Below are 20,187 nucleotides of genomic sequence, written 5' to 3'. Positions count from 1 at the left end.
TTTTTTTCCTCTATGCCATAGGTATAATAGAAATGCCATCAAATTTTATTTCCTTAAGCTTTTCATCTGGCTCAAAACCTTCAATTTCAAAATTCTGTACTGCTTCTCTCATAAATTCAGTTTCGTATGAAGTACTTGACAGCAGCTCTGTCGTTTCTTTAACATTAAATACTCTGGTTACTGGACTTTTCCAATTTGTTTTTACCTCCGTCCAGTGATCAATGTTTTTATTTAGAGTAATTTGTGCCGGGACTGGATCAAAAGCTTGATATGGATTGATCTTTTCTCCTTTAGTCTGTAAAAGCTGCTCCAGTACCGGTTCAAGTTCATATGGCAAAAGATATCTTTCCCCACCTTTTTCAATATCTGCAACTTCTACATCTATTGGCAGAACTAGCTCTCTATTTACTATTGCTGCAGACTGCGAAATTCCTTGATCACGCATATCATCATCAAAGAATGGGTCAACAAATACTCCTTTTTTGGTGGTAGGTTCTCTTGAATTTGCATCACTGCGTAGACGTTCCTGTGCAACCAGCGCATAAAGATCATTTATTCCTTTTTTCATTGCTTCAAGCTCATTCATCGGTACAGCATGAATAGCATTATTCACTATTTTTACCCCTTCTTTTTCTCCGTTTTTCCATGTCTGATGAATGTAGCAGAGCAAAAGTTGTCCAGAAGGTGCTTGAGGCATCGATGGTCTCCAAGAGTGGGAAATTCCTTTTATTCTTCTTACCACCCCTTTGCTATCGATAGTAATTAAATCAAAGCGTGGCATTTTCCAGGTGTAATCAATCAAAACCAAGCTGTTATCAACTGCTCCCTTTACTTTGCATCCCTCTTCACTTATATCTTCAGGACTTACATGAGTACGACAGCGGTAAGTTATTTGATAACTACTTCCAGGAGCTGGTTCTTTACCTGGTAATGACCAATCAACGTTTCCTGCGTTTAGTTTATAATCTACACTATTTTCATAAATAACATTACCTTGTTTAATTTGAATAATTTCAAGTACTGCAGAGTCAGGTATTGGATCAACAGCTCCTGAATATGAACCATGAGTAATGGTAATGGTTTTTTGAACAGTTATATCTACTTTTTTAATTTCACTTATTGGAAAATCATTCACCTTCAGTTCCATTACTCTTTGGCTATTTGGCTGAAAAGTATGTGGTTCTGATTCAACTGATTTTATATCCGGATCTTCATCAAAAGAAACACGAATACTGTGATGAAGTTCAATCTCATAGCCATCAACATGAGCTTTACCCTCATTAATCACAAATATTTCTTTTTTACCTTTTTTTACCCCTTCTTCTCCCTCTTCCTTTTGCAGGAACATTACTTCAAGACCATTTACAACGTAGGAACCATTTGCTTCTTTGTCATAACGAGCAAGAGCAGTAGTTACTATGTTTGCTTGTGGAGGTGGTGAATGTTCTATTAATACTCCATTTTCAATATTGTAAATTGGGTAAAATTCGCCATTTGTAGAGTTAACAGTAACACTTTCTACTTGGTATCCCCAAATGGTGGAAACTTTAAGCCTTGCAGCTCCTACTTCCTGATAGTTTCTTGTACCAACAGCAGGATCACGAAGATTTTCGTCCTCAAGTTCTGTAATGGTAGATTCTACGTAATAAACACCTATACGCACTGTGGTACTCAGTGGAATAATAAATTCTTCTTTTTCGACTTTTCTAACTGCTCCACGAAGATAGATTTTTCCTGATTCAAGCGTAACTTTACCAGTTTCTCTATCTATAATACAATTGCTTCCTGTTATAACATCACCATCACGAAATATTGCATCACCTATACCTTTAAGCTTAGAAAGAGCATACTCCTGAGTTTCATTTAATTCTGCAGACTGTAAACCTCTTCCTGCAAGAAATAAGCTTTTCTCATATTCTTTGTCAGGATTAAAGCGGTTATAATAACTATTTAAGGTCATTTTGTTTCAAAAAGTTACAACAAATGAAAAAGTTTCCCGAGTTGCAGATGTTCTGATAAGTGGTACGGTGTGTTCTAAAACTAACAAAATTCCAGGATTTTCCACGTCTTTTGGCTCGAAATATCTCTGTCCTTCAGGTAATCCTTCTTTTATTTTAGTACCAACCATAACCCCTAATTCCCGTATAACTTGATTTGCTGCGTCCGTGAAATCGAAAGTAAATTTAAGATACAGATTATTGATTGGTACATTCGATGGTTTAAACCTACCTGTAGGAGTTACAAGCTCTCCATTCTCATCACCTATGCAGAATAGTACTTCATCTGCAGTACGTCTGCCAAGTTCATTCAAGAGCTTTATAGAATTTATAGGTTCAGGTGGTGTGCTTTCAGTATAATCTACAGTAACTTTATCACTTACTGGAATAGAGCTATTTTCCGTACGTTTAATTACACCAGTACTGCTATCAACTGTATAATCAATACTTGGCTGATAAGTTGTTTGTCCGATAAAAACTTTTACGTCTTTAATGAGATGGTGATCAAGCTTGATTTCGTTACCAGCTGCAAAAGTTTTTTCTACTTTATGATTGCTTTCCCAATTAGCATCACCACTGCCCCAAGCAAGATGTATAGCTTGCTCTTTTATACTTGCTGCTATTGCTGCTCTTCCTGATTGTGTGAGAATTGACATTTGAAAATTTGACTCCTGTATATATATTCACCAAAATTACAAAAACTGTTCAGTTTTTTTAGGAAAATTCTTCTTTTTTTTCATAATAGATTTTTGTTGACTAATCTTTAATCTATTTTAGACATAATATGTTTACTTTTAGATATATGATAGCTAGTGAGGAGTTTTGGGAAAGCAGTTTAGAAATGCCAGTATCCTTTCTGCTTAAGGACTTTCAAAATCCAAGTTTACGTGAAAGTTGGCTTAATTCTCTTTCTGGTAGACAATTAAGTGTTATTTTTAACCATTATTTTCAGAATAAACAAAATAGGCAATTATTTAAAGAATACGAAAAATGCGATGATATTTCAACTCAGCAAAAGCGTAAAATGCTTACTAAAATTTCTGAATCTCTGTTTGATTATTACTTAGTCAATCGTTTTAGTCGTGCAAAATCAGAAACAACTATAGCTGAAGTAGCACAATCTGTGTTAAGCCAAGATCTTCTGAAATCATTTCTGTTCCAAAATAACAAATATGACAAAAAGTCCTTGTTGTTTACTCTCTTTATAACTAATCATAACTTGCTGAAACAAATTTTCTGCTTTAATCAAGTACAAAAAAAAGGGTTTTTACCTTTCATATTAAAAAATCCTCCAAGACAAAAGCCCACTTCATTTAAGGATTTTTTATCAGAAAGTACAATACAGGAAATATTAAAACAGCATGATCTCTCGGAAAATGATAGTTTTGAAAGTCAGTTTCAAGAACTCTTTTACTACCAAAATAGTATTTACTTATTTATACGACGTGCTAGTAAAGATGAGGATTTATTAATCAGTTCAAATAAGGTAATACACGGTTATAAACCTAGTAGAATTATTATTGACTTTGCTTTAAACGCTAACCAAGTAAATCTATCTATTCAAAGTTTTGATCAAGGATTAAAAATAGCAAATAGAATAGTAAGCTGTTATTTTCAGCGAGAATGTTCATTTACTAACATGCGCCACCAAAATACAACAGCACAAGTGAGGACTTTTTTGAATGACTGTGTAAAACAACATGTACCTGATATTCGCCTATTTGAATTGAAATTTGGTCCATCTAAATCTAAAACTAATCTTACGTTAAACACGGATAATATTGAAGAGTGGTTGCAGAAAATAGAGCCTTCGGTTGGTAGTGTACTGCATGATGTTTCGCTTGTTCAGCATATCAAAGTATTGTTCAAAAGTAAAAAAGTTACTTTATCCTTTCAGACAGACACGCAATGCGCAAATTATATAGAAATTGATTACTCAGAATATGTTCTCAATAGAAAAGAACGAGATGATTTTAAGTCTTTAATTAGAGATAGCTATGGAATTACCGTTTTGTCGAGAACACTCTCAAGATATTGATACTATGTTAATAAATAGGTCCTGGGTAAATCCTAACGAGAACTATATAAAGGCTGCAGAGCATCTCAGTCAGCTTGATTTTGTTAAACTTGAGAAGTATTATTTCGTTGTTTGCGCTAATGATTTAGATCTTGATTTTCCAAATATACAAAATCCTTATTGCAAAAACGAGGTTATCATTCCTCATGGTTTTGATGAAGATTGTGATGATCTAGCTTGCGAGGATTGTGGTCGTGATATTTTTCCTGATACTTATAAAAAACAGCGTTATCTTGTGCTTTCAATAAAACTTAATACGGAAAAAATTATAAGTTGGTTTGAAAAACTATTAATAGGACTCATATGGGAAAAGGCGGCAAATGGGATATATCATATAAGCTTTAAAAGTAAAATAGTAAGCATTATAATACCAACTTTATGTACTGATAAGTCATATTTAACTGTAGATAGGTTAAGAGCTAATGTTGCTGTTCTTATAACTTTTGGAAAGGTAGACCTAAAAACATTGTTAACCCTATACACTGTTCCCATGGCCGATTTAATTTGTGAACAAAAAACTCTAAATCAAATACTAAGCGAAGCAGTTGAAAAAGGAGTACCAGAATTATTACCTAACGTTTCTTTTCAAGCATTTCCTTGTATTCCACTACAAAAAACAGTTCATCAGGAGAAAAAAATATTAAGGTTGAAAATTATAGATAATACTATTTATGTTAATGACGTTGAAATTATAGGCAAACAAGCAACTTCAAGCATCCGCATCTTTAGAGTATTACTTAAACAATTTTTGCGTGACTTGGAAGAAGCTAAAGAATATAAATTTCTTAGTATCATTCAAATAGCAGATAGTTTAGGTATTGAAGACCCAGAACAGCAGGTGCGCAGACCTCTTAACAGAATGCAAAAAACAATAGCAGAAAAGCTAGCTAGCACCTTGGGACTAAATATAAGACGAGATGATGTGATACAAGCATGTAACTGGTCAGGCTACCGGCTTAATCCATCTACCATTAACTTAAGTGCTAGCTAAGCTCCTTAGTCAATGTTGGACAGAAAACGCAGAAGGATACTTCTCTAAAATATACAGATACAATTCTTCAGCGCTTTTTTTGTCACCTGCAATGAAAGTAAAAAATTCAACTACGTCTCCTTTAATTTTGGCTAGTTTATACCAATCTCCTGCTCTTTCTCCTGTTGTCTCAACTATTATTTTATCTCCACGTGAATCTCCAATGTAAAACTTACTTTTGTAAAACTCACCACCAGGTAGTAAATAGAGTAGGTATTCTTCAATTCTATCAATTACTAACGCTTTTATTTCTTCTAGAGATCTATTCATAAAAGGTGCCCTTCAATAATTTATGATAAAAAAATGATTCTTTTATTCGCTTAGAATGGAATCCAGTCATCCTTCTGAGTTTCATTCGGAGTAATGATCGTATCAATTCTGTTCCTGTCTCCGTACCTATTATCGGCCTCAATTCCCACTTTTGCCATAAACTCTAGTCCATTTAAATCTGCAATGGAGTTGATTTTTCTAGCAACAACTGCTTTTTCTGAAGTGTCATGTGGATGAATGTTCCGTGCTGACTCCAAAATACTTCTAAGCATAGAACGACCCATTTCTCCCCAAGTATCTTCTCCTTCAACGCTTGCTTTGCCACTTTTAATACCAATTACTTGATAAATCTTACGTTTTGTATATGGACCTTCAGTGACCGTAAATTCAGCGTTTAAATAGATGCTGCCAGTAGTATAGCTTTTAGTGAACCAATTTTCATAACCTCCAGGCTTAATAGCCATTTTGACTTTTACCGTTGTACCTTTAGGTATTAAATTACTTTGCGACTTTGCAGTGTTAAAATCAGTTAAATCTTGTAACATATATTATCTCCTATAAAAATTAACTATTCCATTTATCCACAAGTTGCCAATGGCCATTTAGTTTATCGACAAGCTTACTTGGCACACGTTCACCATTACGCAACTCAAATACTATTTGACGGACAGTGCTTCCTTCATCTTGACTGAACATCACCATTCCTGTAGTGTAGAAGCCCCTTAAGGACCCAGCACCGCTTAAACCTTGAAATGGATCTTCTTCTAACATTTTTTTGGATAATTTTTTTGTATGATGAGTAAGTACTACGCTGGCATCTGGATTAATAACATTTCTCAGTTTTTCAAGTGTTTTTTGCAAGAAGAATAGCATAGCGCTGTTGTCATTTTCGTTGCCATATTCACTTGAGTTAAAGATATTACGAAGAGGATCAATCGCAATAATATCAGGTTTAAAACGCTCTTTAACAGTATTTTTGATTTCATCTATTTCTTCACTACTAAGCGATAATTGCACTCTTGGCGTGATAATTAAGTTATTGGCAGCTATATCCAAAAGTTCCTTATCAAGTTGAAGCTGTTGCAAACGTTCCTTCATATAGTCATACTCAATTTCAGTTTGCATGTAGAAGATCTTCAAAGGTCTACTTGGCATCATACCAAGAAATGATCTACCAGCAGCCATGTAGACAAGCCAAGAGATCAAAAAGTCGCTTTTGCCGATTTTAGGTGGGCCACCAAATACCAATAAGCCTCTCTTGGTTAAAATTCTTGGGGAAACAATAGACTTCTTTCAAAATTGTTAGAGGGAGTGTAAGATGAAGTATTTGAAAGCATGAAATATAAGGAAATAGAAAAGTTAGAAGGAGAAAAGTTTCGACGTTTAACAGGGGTAAAAAAAGCAACATTTGAGCGAATGGTAGAAATTCTAGAAGTGGAGGATAAAAGAAAAAAAGCTAGAAGTGGAAGAAAAAGTAAACTTTGCATAGAAGACAGGCTACTTATGGCACTGGAATATATAAGAGAATATCGTACATATTTTCATATTGGGCAAAGCTATGGCATGAGTGAAAGTAACAGTTTTAAAATAATAAGATAGGTAGAAGACATATTAATAAAACATCCAGATTTTGCATTACCAGGAAAAAAAGAGCTATTAAAGAGTGATGTAGAATATGAAGTTTTAGTAATAGACGGAACTGAAACGCCAGTAGAGAGACCAAAAAAAAGCAAAAGCCCTTCTACTCTGGAAAGAAAAAAAGGCATACTATAAAAACACAAATAGTAACAGAGAAGAAGAGTAAAAAAGTCATATGCACATCTTTCTCGAATGGTAGAAAACACGATTTTCGGATGTTTAGAGAATCAAAGGTAGCAATATTACCGGACACCAAAATCTTAGCTGATGCCGGCTACAGGGGAATGCAGAAGATACACAAAAATGTTGTATTACCGCACAGGAAAATGAAAAAGAATCCGTTAAGCAAAGAACAAAAAAAAGAGAACAGGGCACTTATGAGCCAAAGGGCAATTGTTGAAAACGTAATTGGCTTATTGAAAAGGTTTAAAATCATCTCGGACAGGTATAGAAACCGACGAAAACGTTTTGGTTTAAGGTTTAATTTGATTGCTGCAATTCACAATTTTGAGCTCCATACATGAATTTTGAAAGAAGTCTAATCTTTTCTTTGTAAATTTGCCTTCTTTGGGATAAAAATTCTACCCATATACCCAGTTCGTCTAGTGATTCTTGATCGTCAATTTTTTGACACTCTCTCGCCAAACTTAATCGCTCATTTTCTCCTTCACTATCTTCATAATAATCTTCTTTCGTTGGTTTAGTTATAAGATCGTCAACATCCTTTGATAATTCTACTGCTATTCCCCATAACGTTTCACCTAAAATGATAACGTTCCCTTGTTCACAGTTGTGTATTTTCGAACGTGATACACCGAGATTTTCTGCTAAATATTCTTGAGCATATCCTCGTACTATCCTCCAATTTTTTATCTCTTCTCCTTCGTTTTGACGCTTAGGTATTTTTTTCTCTTTGTCGTCGTATTCATCAGCTAATAAACCAGTCGCTTGGTAGATAATGTCAATAGAAAACCCTGCTTTAAGTAGATTTTGTGCTATTCTTACCCTTGCCTCTTTTACATTACTTTCCTTCTGAGCTCGGACAGATTGGGTCAATGCATAAATTGCCTTGCGTGATTCTCGCGTTCTTGTTTGTGCCGTGAGATTGTATATTGCTTGTTCCTTGGCTTTATCAAAACAACAGTTTTCTCTTAGTACTTTTTGTCTAGGAAATAGAGCTCCAGCCTTAATTGAGAATGCGTCCGCTAGTCTTTTTAAGTCTTCAGTTGGAATACCTTGTACCCCTTGTTCATATCTTAGCAGCGTATAGTAGTTTATGCCTGTTTTATCTGCTAAAGCTTTCAGGGTATATCCTCGCTTTAACCTCCAGCTTCTTACCTTTTGTGCTATTTTGTATCTTACAGGATTAATATGCTTTGCTATCATTACAGCTGCTAACGATCACTTCTTTCACGGAAACAACCATGTATACCTCATTGTAAGCGCTTACACAAATTTGTATCTGAATAAAAACATTAATTTCTATTTGCCTTGTACTCGCTGCAGCTTTGGTAGTTTTTGTATTTCAGCTTTTTAGTTTCCTTTCTGGCAAGCTTATCTGCCTCCTCGTTTACCATTGTGAGCTCTAACCCACTTCCAATTAACATCATGCCGCAAGGCAGCTTCATCTAATTCCTTCCACAATTCCATGTTTTTTACTGGTTTTTTAGTTGCTGTTCTCCAACCGTTTGTCTTCCACTTGCTGATCCATTCTGTTATACCTTGTTTTACATAAAGACTGTCTGTATGTAAAATAACCTCACAAGAAATTTTTAACATCTTTAGCCCGTTAATTACAGCCTTTAATTCCATCTTGTTGTTCGTTGTGTTTTCTTCACCTCCAGAAATACGTTTCTTGATAAAGACACTTTTATTTTCATACATAACTACAGCAGCCCAGCCTCCTGGACCAGGGTTTCCAGAGCAAGCTCCATCCGTATATATTGTAACCTTCTTTTTTTCGCCCATACTCACAGGATATGATAAATTTTCTACTGAAATATGTTGATATTGAGTTTTGAGTTCTTTATAATGTAAAGGTGTGGGCTCACGATGTTAAGTAAATCGTAATTGAGTTTTTACGCTCGTATTTTTATTAGGCTCCCACACCAAAAAGCGTATCTTTGATGTCTTCTACAGCTCCAAATTCATTGCATCCATTTGCTGGGCTTTTAAGGGTGTTTATAGAGGTGGTTATAAAAAGATGCAAAGATACATGTTCAAGGCTTAAAGTACCATTCTAAGCTCACCTCTGAAGGTCGTTTTTTTCATCAACACTCTTGAATCTTACCTAAAAATAAAAACGTTGAATATTTCTTCAGAATTGTGTATAATTATTAATGCTTTTTAGGTTAATTTTATGGCTCTTTCTAAGTTCCTCGACCCTAAATACGATTTGCCCTTTAAACGGGTGTTTGGCACTGAGAAAAACAAGAATATTCTTATCCACTTTTTAAATGACATCTTAGGGTTTACTGGTGTTAACACAATTCAAGATGTTAAGTTTCTTAGCACTATTATGGATCCTGAGATTGCTTCTGATAAACAGAGTATTGTTGATGTTCTCTGTAAGGATTCTTTCGGGAATAGATATATTGCGGAGATGCAGCTCGCTCGTGACAAGGGCTTTGAAAAACGTGCCCAACTTTATGCTTCTAAAGCTTACTCAAGACAATCAGGAAATTATATTGATTTTAAGAAAGTCTTCTTTATCGCTATTTCCAACAGTACGCTATTTCCTACAGAGGTTGAGTATATTTCCACTCACAATATACGTGATATAAAGACTAACGGACATTACTTAAAAGATTTTCAATTCATCTTTATTGAGTTGCCTAAATTTACAAAGAACAGAGTAGAGCAACTAGAGAGTACAGTAGAAAGGTGGTGTTTCTTTTTTCGGTATGCAGAGGATACTACAGATGAAGACCTAAAAGATATTGCAGAAAAATCTCCAATAATAAAGCTAGCATATGATGAATTAGACAAGTTTAGTTGGGAAGAAGAGGATCTTGCAGCATACGAAGAAAGAGTATTGAGTGTACAGAAAGAAGCTGCTATTTGGGAACAACGCCTTGATGATGCTACTGAAAAAGGCATCCTAATCGGCCATGAAAAAGGTAAAATTGAAGGTAAAATTGAAGTTGCAAAAAATTCACTTAAGGCCGGTGTCTCTATAGATGTTATAGCTCAAATTACCGGTCTCTCTCATTCTGAAATTTCACAACTCAAAGAAAAAACATAATATTCCTACTTATTCACTTTAACATTTATGAAAACCTTCTCTAAGTTAGACATATCCCCTAATTAAGAATCTAGTGAACTGTCTAAAATGGCTATAAAGATTGCACATAGAATTATATAAATTACTATCATAACGTTACCCAAACTTCTACATCAAAGCTACGTGCTGTAAGTTCAATATGGAAAACATATTAACCACTTAGCATTTAATGTCTACTTCATCCATTTTAGTATTAGGACCATCAAACTTGGTCTGGTATCTCTAATTATTTTGGCTAATTTTGCCACCTTCACTTTAAATTTTCCACTACTTGGCATATTATAGCTCCACCTATAACCTACCTATTGAGATTACCTCCAAGCTTGGTTACTCCTATCTCAGAAAGACAAGTTGATACTTCTGAATGGCTGTGAACTGAAGCATTACTTAAATAACTTTGAGGCTCTAAACTCATTTGCTTTGCATCATCAACTTCTAATCTACCATCTCTGTTGTGTAATATCTGCTCTATTGATTGATTTAGCAGACCCTTATCAAATTGAGCTATAAACTTTTCAAATTTTTTCGGACTTAATTTACCAGCTTCTTCACCAAGACATGCTTTCTCTACATATGAGCTTAAAATCCCTGAAATCTCATTAAATTTACCACTCATAATTTTTCCTGTAACTTCTTTCTGTATTTCCACAAAATCAATATTTAACCGGTACATTGATACACCACTTTTTAATCCAGCTTGCTCTACTACTTTCTCAAATTCCTTTGTAATATTTAATGCATAGCCCTGTGCTTCTAGTGGGGATATAGACTGATCTACTGTAGAAATATACTTCTGACCTGTAACTTTTCTAATTAATAAATCAAGTAACATTATTGTACCATTAAAATCAACATGTGATAGATAGTGATCTCCCATTTCTAGTATTGTATTTCCGCCACTAGGTTTAAATTTAACAGGTGTTTGCCTTTCACGCATTTGTTTTATATTTGCATTTACATAATCAATATTATCTCGGGAAAAACCCCCACTTGTAAAATAATTACTTTCTTGTTTTTTATCTGTACCATCAGATGATAGTGTGGTACTTGTTGGACTACTATTACTTACCGAAGCTTTGGCAAATTGCCCATCAACTTGTGAGATTGAATCCTTAGTGCTTGATATTCCCACAGGTTTAGAACTTAACAATCCACCTATAGAGCTCTTTACCCAACCAAATAAATCATTTATCCATGAAGATGGTCTTGTACTACCACTTGCTGCTATCTCAGGTTGATTACTTGAATCTATAGCAAGAGGTTTTCTTGACATATGATGACGAGCATGATCTCCATGGTGATGACGGCGTTTGCGTTGAACAGTTTTGTCTCTTTCTTCTTTGATTTTCTCTAAATATTTTACAACATCATTATGTTTTTTCCAAGAAGCAAGATCCAACGGTGTTTTATCATCCTTGTCTTTAACTTCAAAATCAGCACCTTCTTCTATAAGGTATTTTACTACATCTAAATGACCATTTCTAGCAGCATAGTGTAGAGGAGTCCTACTAGTGTTATCCTTAGCATTAATGTCAGCAACTTCCTTTATAAGATACTCTACTCCGGGTAAGCAACCTTCAAATGCAGCCCAGTGTAAAGAAGTCCTTCCATTATTACTCTTAGTATTAATATAAGCACCCCGTTTGATACATTCTTTAACTTTATCAAGGTCTCCGCTTTTTGCAGCATTCAATAATTCTTTATCTAGATCTAATTGTGCTTGCCTTAAAACTTCCTCTATATCTTTGTAACCACTTTGAATAGCCAATTCTAAAGGTATATCACCATCCATGTCTCTAGCCTCAATGTTAGCGTGCTTATCAAGAAGAAATTTTACTATATCCAATCTGTTCACCCTAACAGCAAGATGCAAAGGTTTTTTATTATAGTCGTCTTGAGACTCAATATTAGCACCTTGATCAATAAGAAATTTAACCATACCCAAATTACCCTCTTGAACAGCAAAATGTAAAGGTGTTCCCTGATACGTTATTTCATTATTAAATTTAGCACCCTTACTAACGAGAAGTTCTACTGCACTCCATTTACTTTCTCGAGCAGCAAAAAGTATAGGTGTCCAATTATTCCTATCTAGAAGCTCAATCCTAGCACATCTACTAAGAAGAAGCTGAATCATACCTAAGTTACCTTCTTGAGCAGCATAGTGTAAAGGCGTAGAACCATACATATCTTGAGCATTAATATTAGCACCATAATAAAGAACAAGACTCACTACATTCAATTTTCCTGATTGAGTAGCGAAAAAAATTGGTGTATAACCAAAATTGTCTTGAGCTTCAATATTAGCATTATAATCATCACAAAGAAGGTTTATTTTGCTCAGATCACCTGCTTTGGCAGCAAGATGTAAGGGTGTTCTACCAAGTTTGTCTTGAACCTCAATGTTATTACTATTTGGGATTTCTAAAGACGTAGAATTTTCTTGTAAGTTACTTATCAAATCTGAATTATGTATTTTACCAAGGTAGTTTATTACATTAGAATAACCACCACAAGAAGCATAATATAGAGGCGCCCAGCCACCATGATCTTTAATATTAACATCAATTTTTTCTTCGTCTATAAAATATTTTACTATATCTAGTTTACCATTGTAAGCAGCATAGTGAAGGGGAATTCTACCACTATTATCTTTAATTTTTAAACTACTTTTTTCACCTACCACAAGATATTTTACTACATTTAGCTCGCCCCCATAAGCAGCACAATGCATAAGAGTTCGGCCATCGCTATACTTAGCACTTAAGCTAGCTCCTTGACTTACAAGATCTTCAACTTTGCTAAGATTTCCATATTGTACTGCAATCAATAATTCTTTATCTAATTGCACTTGTTTTAAATACTCTACAATATTATTGTGTTTTTGATCAGTAGCAATATCCAGCAATGTTTTACCGCCTTTGTCTTGAGTGTAAATGTCAGCCCCTTATCTACGAGGTACCTTACTAAATCCAAGTGACCATTCCGAGAGGCCAAGTATAGTAACGTCCGACCATCTCTACCAGTATCATCAATGCTCATTCCTTTGCTGAGAAAAAAATCTATAATGTCTTTGTTATTGTTTTCAGCGGCAATGTGTATAGGTTTTCTGCCAAAAATGTTCTCAGCGTTAATATCAGCACCCTTTTCTATTAAAAAGTTAGCAACTTCTAAGTAGCCTCTCCATGCAGCAAAATGTAGCGGTGTCCAACCATTTTTATCAGTATCATTAATATCAACACATTTGCTAATAAGGTACTTTAGTATATTTAAATGACCACTATGAGCGGCATTACATGTAGGGGGACCACAATAATGATCTTCAGCCTTTAAACTAACACCCTTTTCAACAAGGTACTTAATTATGCCAAAGTGACCTTTTAATACAGCATTGCGTGCAGGAGTATTACCATCTCTGTCTTCAGTATTAACATTAGCTCCTTGATTAACAAGGCCTGTTACTTCACTAATATTGCCAATTTTTGTGGCATTCAACAATGCGTAATCCAATTGTACTTGCCTTGAAACTATTAAATTAGAACTAGCATCTGCATTTCTCACTTTTCTTAAAGTAGATCCACAATCTTCAATCATCCACATCCCTTGTGAAACCTGACCTCCTGGAATCCAAGTAAATACTCTACGCCTATCATTGTCATATTTAGCATAATCAGCAGCATATAAATGTTCTTTAAGCTTAACATTCATTATAGAACAGTTGTTACCATCAGGTTTAATCATCCACACATCTCGTGCAACTCCTCCACCTGAAACCCAAGTAAATACCATTCTCCTGTCGTTGTCATAATTGAAATAATCACTAGCAGCATATAAATTTTCATTAAATTCAGCATTCACTATATTAAAGTTGTCACCATCAAGCTTGATCTTCCACTTAAATTTATCGGTTAATGCACCCTTTGAAATCCAAGTAAATACTCTTCTTCTATTGCTGTCATAATTAAAACAACTATTAGCAGCATATAAATATTCATTTTGATAAATGTTTTTAATACACACTTTTGACGAAAACACCGCATTTCTTACCGATTCCGGCAATTTATTTTTTAACCTTTCAAGCTCAGATTTTCTTCCTGAATCGAGACTAGAATATTTATCAAAACTCATTGCCTCTTTAATAGAGTAAGCTAACTTAAATATTGCACTATTATTTAAATCATCATTTCTTTGCATTGCATCAAACACAGCTACATAACCTGATATACGCTGACCAGCATTATTATGACTGCGTACATAACTTAATGTTTCTTTCGTATCTACTCTCCCATACACATCATTTATAACTCCTTTAATTATATCATCAAACAGCTTTCCATCTGATTTATAAATTTCATTAGCAAGTTCATTAACTGAACTATACCTATTATGCAACATGCCATCCTTTAGCTTCTCTTTTGCTACACTTTTTATTGAATATCTTAACTTCTCTACAAAAAACTCTGCCCATCTTTTTACATTAGGTGCAGTATCTGCTTGGTTAATAATTTCGTTCTTTACGCCCTCAACTACTCCCATCATCTTATATGGATCATTATTTTTAACCTCAATACTCATGTTCCTATCAAGAAAAAATTTGACCATATCTAGGTTACCACTATAAGCGGCTACACGCAGAGGTGTTCTACCATCATTATCTTTAACTCCAATATCAGCACCTTTATCCACAAGAAACCTAGCTATATTCAAATTGCCTTGCTGAGCAGCCCAGTGCAGGGGATGGATGTCTTTATCTTTAACACTAAAATGCTTTCTCTCAAAAAGAATTTCTACTATGTCCAATCTACCTGCTTGAATAGCAACGTATAAAGGTATTAATCCACTTTTACCTTCAATAGTTTCAATTTTTCTAATTAAATCATTAGCTTCATTGGTACCATTTTGTACTATAGCATCAAACATTTCCTCCTTTAATAAAATTACTTTCTTCTGATTAAATTCCACTATAATACCTTCTGAATTACAAGCGGAGACTATGCACTTCAGATTAGAAACCATTGTATCATTAAAAGCGAACATCATTTCTCTTGCAGGCTGATAATTACTCCAATTCTCCACTTTTGCAATGGTACTATTTCCATATGATAGCACTAAACTATCATCAGCAATCTCCATATCAAAACCCAATATAGACTTATCTCTAAAATCAACCAACCCAACCTCATTCTTGTCAATAGGTTGATTATGATAAATCTGTAATCCTTGTTCATCTGGCTGATAGTATCTGAAAGAGTTAGGATCCATCTCTACATGCTCAAGCTTTAAATTTGTACTGTCAATTTTATAAAGCTTATTGTTCATTTGTAATACAATTTGCTGATGCTCTGGACTTTGAAAATAATCAACTAAACCAACGGATAAAGACCATCTAGTACCTTCACTACCAAGTACTGTAATATCTTTTATCTCTAAGCTATCCTCTGTAAGGTCAGAGATCGATTGGTTATAACATTCATTTGTATAACTCCTTTTACCTTTCTGTATGCTTATACTATCAACATCTGTTACATTCAACTCAGCAAAGTCAATAATATTGTAAGACATACTTTGATAAGGTGCTGCTTTGTTTTTTATTTTTAGATTGATCCTTATCGGCGACGATGAAACTTCGCTATTTAATGTATCTGGTAGTTTGATAATATACTGATGTTGTCCTTCTCTCCCCTCCACAGTGACGTCTTGATAGTAATTACATAGTATCATATAGTGAGCATAATCATAGCTTCCTCTATTATCCTGATATTTTTGATAACTACTTGTAACGTCAGAATTATTATAGCTAAAATCAACAATGACTTGACCTGAGTACATGCAAGCAATTATCACTTTTTCACTAGGTATTCCCATGTGATTTTTAATGACTTCTATTTGAGATACTGGTATGTCAAAATTATTGTTATCAGCAATACCTTTTGCAATTTGATAAGTATCAAATAATTCTTGATCTATAATGCTTGCTTGTATAAATGCTTTTAACTTTTTTTCACTATTTTGTATGACTTCTCCACTAATATCATTGCCTGAATTTTTCAACTTTTGATACCTAATATCCTCCGCCGTATCAAACAAAGACTTGTCTTGTATTGCAACAGATTCTGTCACTCCACTACAGTTTACTTGAATTATTAGATTTTTAAAATCATCGATTTTAGTACTTGAAACAATACTTTGTGTATTATTAGCTAAAAGATCTAAGCTATAGCCGACCTTTTCTATATCTTCACTTATTCCCCACTGTGTGATATTAGCAACTTGAACACTTATTACGTCAATATTTCCCTTTATTTTTCCTGTACTGCCTAAATCACTTACTATCCTAGCACTATCACTGTTTTTATTAATAATAAATACTGTTTGCTTCAATCCTCTGTGATGTACATTTTCTTTGTTGACCACTCTAACCTCATAATCTTTATCTGTGCAGTTAAATGAATTTTGCCAAATTTCTGCGTTTTTTACATTAATTAAAGTCGTCTTGCAGTTAGTAGTAATATTTTGCCTGTTGTCAGAATTAGATACGTAGTTATGTGTGTTAACCAATGCTATGTTATTGCTATTACCATAGTGTATAGTTCCACTATATAAATCAGCAACGATATTATTAGCTTTAACATTCATTACTACAGTATTTTCTTTTCCTACTCCACCTTCGAGGGTACCAGATATAGAATTGCCAATAACAAAGATAGTTTCCTTGTTTTTTGAACCAACATAATTTACATTACCATCTGGAATATACATTACTGCTGGGTAATTTGCAGCTGCTGTTAATGTTTTTGGTCCTGAAATATATAATACTGATCCTTTAGGAAAGGTTTGCTTTTTTGTATTACTAGGATCTTTTCTTGTTGGACTAGTAAAAATAAAAGGTTCACCTGAGAGGGTAAAGCTCTCTTGACAATTTCTATAGGTTTTGCCAGCATTGCAAGGCATATATACCTTATCCAAAGCGTAGGGCCGGAATATACGTTGTTCATTAATTATGCCACTACATTGATGTTGTGGTATTAAATGTCCTGATGGGACCATTACGACTCTCAGCCCGCTATTGTACTCGTCTTGAGTTATATGGGGAAGATATTTTGCCTCTTTACTAATCAAATAAACTTTTTTCTTTTCTTGTTTTGCAAGAAACTCTTCATATTTTTTAGTACTCTTAAATCTTGTAGCGCCTATGTCATCCAGCTGATAAAATTCTAAGTCGAGAGGTCTAGATATATTTAATGAAGATAAATCATCTTTTACATTAGAAGTCGTATTAACCTTATTGAAAGAGATACTCTCATATCTTTTTTCTAATCCACATACCCACTGATCCTGGCAACCGATCCCACTTCCCATACATGCAAGTTTTTTTTCAACGGTTTGAATGATCTCACTATATTTTTCTTCAATACTAGTAACATACTGCACAACTGCAGCTATATTAGGATCAGAATTAAGGTAATTTATGGCATTGCTTTTCACAGTATTTAAATAACCCTTTATCCTTATATAGTCTTCGTATATTACTTTTTCGGAATTTGAAAAAAATATTTTAGTACGATCGATATTAGATATGGGAATTTGTGCTGCTATTGCTTGCGCTTCCATTGTTCTACTGTATAAGGATTGATGCAATGAAAACACAATATCAGGAACCATAGTAAATACTGACATCCTACCTAAAACTTTGCCTGCAGCAGATAACCCTCTTAAAATCTTAGTAGCAGTACTTACACTTTTTACTGCGAAACTAACTCCTGCACTTACAGGCCTTATACTCATGCTTGTTAATTTTACACCACTACTAGCTGTCCAATAATAATTTAATGGATGATGATTACCTTGAGCTATTTCGTTTATACTGTATCCAAATTGATAAGCAATGGTTGCAAATGTAATACTTTGAACTACAGGATTACTGATAACCTTAACAAAAGCTTGACGTGCAGGCCCTGGTATTTTACCAATCAGTTTTCCTACTTTACTACTAGGAGAAATACTTACACTCGTCCTAACATCATCCATAGCATCTAGTATACCATTGATACCAAATACTTGCTTTAAAGCATCATTATTATGTCGTCCAAGTGTTGCTGTATCACCTATACTATCAAGCAAGTCATATATAGCCATCATGGAAAAAAACTTTCCACCTTTTGCTCCTTTTATTTTCGTTGAATCAAATTTATCACGATCAAATGCAATTCCTTTTTCTTTAAGGCTGCTTTCTACATTACTAATATAATCTGCAAAAACTTTTTCACCAAGATCATCAAAATGACTTTTAAACCTGTCGAAAGTATCTTCCCTAACTCCTTTTGCTAATAAATTCTGTTTAATTTCCTTTACAATATCATTGTAATCTTGATTAGTTCCAACATCTTGAACATCACCTATGTCTTCAATGTATTTTTTATTCTCTAACAACTGCTTATCATTTGATAGTTGATGTAATTTATTATGAATTTTCTCTCTTTCTGCATCTGTAGTAAAATTTTTAATTATATCATCGAATTTTACTTCATAGCCATCGATGCTTAAATAATACTCAATATTTTGTCCTTTTATTTTTTCTTTTATAACGCGATCCTTATCTCTGCCTACTTTTACTAAGATCTCAATACCATCACTATAATCATCTACAAAATATCTTTCTGCATTCTTCATTTCTATAATATCACCTATTATCAATTTTTTATCATTACCATTGTTATCTTTTACTTTTACATATACATCAGTCCTATCAGCATTGCCTATCATATCAAACACTTGCTCACGACCTATATCTATAATTTCATTAGTTAAATCTTTAGCATTATCAATATCAAACAACTTTTTAACACGTTGTTTTTTTTCCTCCTCTGTAATCTTTTCTTCATCGAATGAATCTATACAAGGTATTCCTATACTACGTGTTCTCCTTCCTTTAAAACATTGCTGCTGACTAATACTAAAGATAGAACTATGAACTACCTTAACAGGAGTAAACGCATCTTTGCTCATTAAGATAAGGGAATCTGCATTATTCGCACCTTTATCAAATACAACACCTATAAAATCTACTTTTTTTCCATCTGTCAGCGTCTTATAAGTTACACCTTTCTTATACTCATCGGCTATTTGTTTGTTTGCCTCATCTTTTAACGCATCAGCTGTCTTGCCTTCCCTTGGTCCTTTAAGCTCTAACCCTACTGGATCGTATTCTTTAGCGCTGCTAGCTTGATCTGCAAATTTGATACCATGAACCAGCATATCAATACGTTTTCCTCTTCCAGTTTGAAACTCAGTTAATACTAATGCCCTGTTTTCTTGTAGTTCTCCTAGCTTTATATCACTATAGTGGCTAAATGCTCCGTGAGATATAGCTTGAGTATGCGCTTCCTTTTCTATTAGAACCTTAAAAGGTAGCACTGTCTCACCTAATTTTCCAAATAACTCCTTATACTTGCCTATTGATTGAGATTGATCTTGTGAAGAAGCAAGCTGAGACTTCAATACCTCATCAAATGTTTCCTTTAACCCAGCAGGATAAGGAATGTTTTTCCACTCTCCATCAAAAAAACTTTTTCCCTGCCTATACTCATTCAAGGAATTATATCTATTAACCTTCTCTACATCGAAAAAATCTGATTTTCTTTCCTCTTGTAAACTTATACATACTTCTGTTATTTTACTGACTGTTGTTAGGTTAATGGGTATTTTTTTCTCACTAAACTCTCCTTTTCCTCCCTCTCTAATATGAAAAATAAACACCTCTTTATCCTGCCCTTGATTTCCTTTAGTCAGCATGAATGTTGTCACAGGTCTTTCAGTTGATTGTGCACCCGACCTTGTAGAAGAAGCAAGTGGGTACTCATTATATAAAAATACGGATTTCTCTAAATCAATA

At 34.1% G+C, this 20,187-nt stretch carries 10 protein-coding genes and 3 pseudogenes; 4 read left to right on the top strand and 9 right to left on the bottom strand.

The features are described 5' to 3' along the window. Positions 1-10 precede the first annotated feature (10 nt). Positions 11-1,960, bottom strand: a complete 1,950-nt coding sequence (locus AABM58_RS00430; protein WP_338405968.1) for a DUF4815 domain-containing protein — start codon at positions 1,958-1,960, stop codon at positions 11-13. 6 nt (positions 1,961-1,966) lie between these two features. After that, positions 1,967-2,653, bottom strand: coding sequence for a hypothetical protein (locus tag AABM58_RS00425; RefSeq protein ID WP_338405967.1), 687 nt, complete (start codon positions 2,651-2,653; stop codon positions 1,967-1,969). 146 nt (positions 2,654-2,799) lie between these two features. Here AABM58_RS00425 and AABM58_RS00420 point away from each other — a divergent pair, with 146 nt between their 5' ends. Together AABM58_RS00420 and AABM58_RS00415 are read left to right on the top strand one after the other, a co-directional pair. Beyond that, on the top strand, positions 2,800-4,035 hold the full coding sequence (locus AABM58_RS00420) for a hypothetical protein (RefSeq protein WP_338405966.1): 1,236 nt from the start codon (positions 2,800-2,802) through the stop codon (positions 4,033-4,035). After that, positions 3,995-5,065: a hypothetical protein gene (locus tag AABM58_RS00415; protein WP_338405965.1), complete on the top strand. Its 1,071-nt coding sequence runs from the start codon at positions 3,995-3,997 to the stop codon at positions 5,063-5,065. Before AABM58_RS00420 ends, AABM58_RS00415 begins: the two co-directional genes overlap by 41 nt. A gap of 9 nt (positions 5,066-5,074) precedes the next feature. Here AABM58_RS00415 and AABM58_RS00410 read toward each other — a convergent pair whose 3' ends face one another. The 3 genes and pseudogenes from AABM58_RS00410 to AABM58_RS00400 all read right to left on the bottom strand — a co-directional run. Next, on the bottom strand, positions 5,075-5,374 hold the full coding sequence (locus tag AABM58_RS00410; protein ID WP_338405964.1) for a hypothetical protein: 300 nt from the start codon (positions 5,372-5,374) through the stop codon (positions 5,075-5,077). A 50-nt stretch (positions 5,375-5,424) separates the two neighbouring features. After that, positions 5,425-5,919 carry a hypothetical protein gene (locus AABM58_RS00405; RefSeq protein WP_338405963.1) on the bottom strand — a complete coding sequence of 165 codons (495 nt, stop codon included), beginning with the start codon at positions 5,917-5,919 and terminating at the stop codon, positions 5,425-5,427. Positions 5,920-5,938: 19 nt separating this feature from the next. Continuing rightward, positions 5,939-6,664 (bottom strand): annotated as a pseudogene (locus AABM58_RS00400) (AAA family ATPase); the annotation flags it as partial. Positions 6,665-6,709: 45 nt separating this feature from the next. Here AABM58_RS00400 and AABM58_RS00395 point away from each other — a divergent pair. Beyond that, positions 6,710-7,536: pseudogene (locus tag AABM58_RS00395) on the top strand (IS5 family transposase). Here the strand turns inward: AABM58_RS00395 and wmk are convergent. Together wmk and rnhA are read right to left on the bottom strand one after the other, a co-directional pair. After that, positions 7,493-8,398 carry a WO male-killing family protein Wmk gene (gene wmk / locus AABM58_RS00390; protein ID WP_338405962.1) on the bottom strand — a complete coding sequence of 302 codons (906 nt, stop codon included), beginning with the start codon at positions 8,396-8,398 and terminating at the stop codon, positions 7,493-7,495. The pseudogene AABM58_RS00395 and the gene wmk sit on opposite strands and share 44 nt — an antisense overlap. 89 nt (positions 8,399-8,487) lie before the next feature. Beyond that, positions 8,488-8,980, bottom strand: a pseudogene (rnhA, locus tag AABM58_RS00385) (ribonuclease HI). A gap of 391 nt (positions 8,981-9,371) precedes the next feature. On the opposite strand from rnhA, the gene AABM58_RS00380 reads away from it, so the two are divergent. Beyond that, entirely contained in the window at positions 9,372-10,256 is an 885-nt protein-coding gene (locus AABM58_RS00380; protein WP_253302174.1) for an Rpn family recombination-promoting nuclease/putative transposase, read from the top strand. Positions 10,257-10,593: 337 nt separating this feature from the next. Here AABM58_RS00380 and AABM58_RS00375 read toward each other — a convergent pair whose 3' ends face one another. Both AABM58_RS00375 and AABM58_RS00370 read right to left on the bottom strand, forming a co-directional pair. Continuing rightward, positions 10,594-13,203 (bottom strand): ankyrin repeat domain-containing protein, encoded by a 2,610-nt coding sequence (locus AABM58_RS00375; protein WP_338405961.1) that lies wholly within the window; start codon positions 13,201-13,203, stop codon positions 10,594-10,596. After that, on the bottom strand, positions 13,161-20,099 hold the full coding sequence (locus tag AABM58_RS00370; RefSeq protein ID WP_338405960.1) for an ankyrin repeat domain-containing protein: 6,939 nt from the start codon (positions 20,097-20,099) through the stop codon (positions 13,161-13,163). The genes AABM58_RS00375 and AABM58_RS00370 overlap by 43 nt, the downstream gene beginning before the upstream one ends. Positions 20,100-20,187: the final 88 nt, after the last annotated feature.

Origin of the sequence: Wolbachia endosymbiont (group A) of Longitarsus flavicornis, from assembly GCF_963931955.1 — a bacterium.
In the GTDB taxonomy this organism is placed as follows: Bacteria; Pseudomonadota; Alphaproteobacteria; order Rickettsiales; family Anaplasmataceae; genus Wolbachia.
The sequence above is the reverse complement of the archived record's forward strand: the minus strand, read 5'-3'. Positions and strand labels throughout refer to the sequence as shown.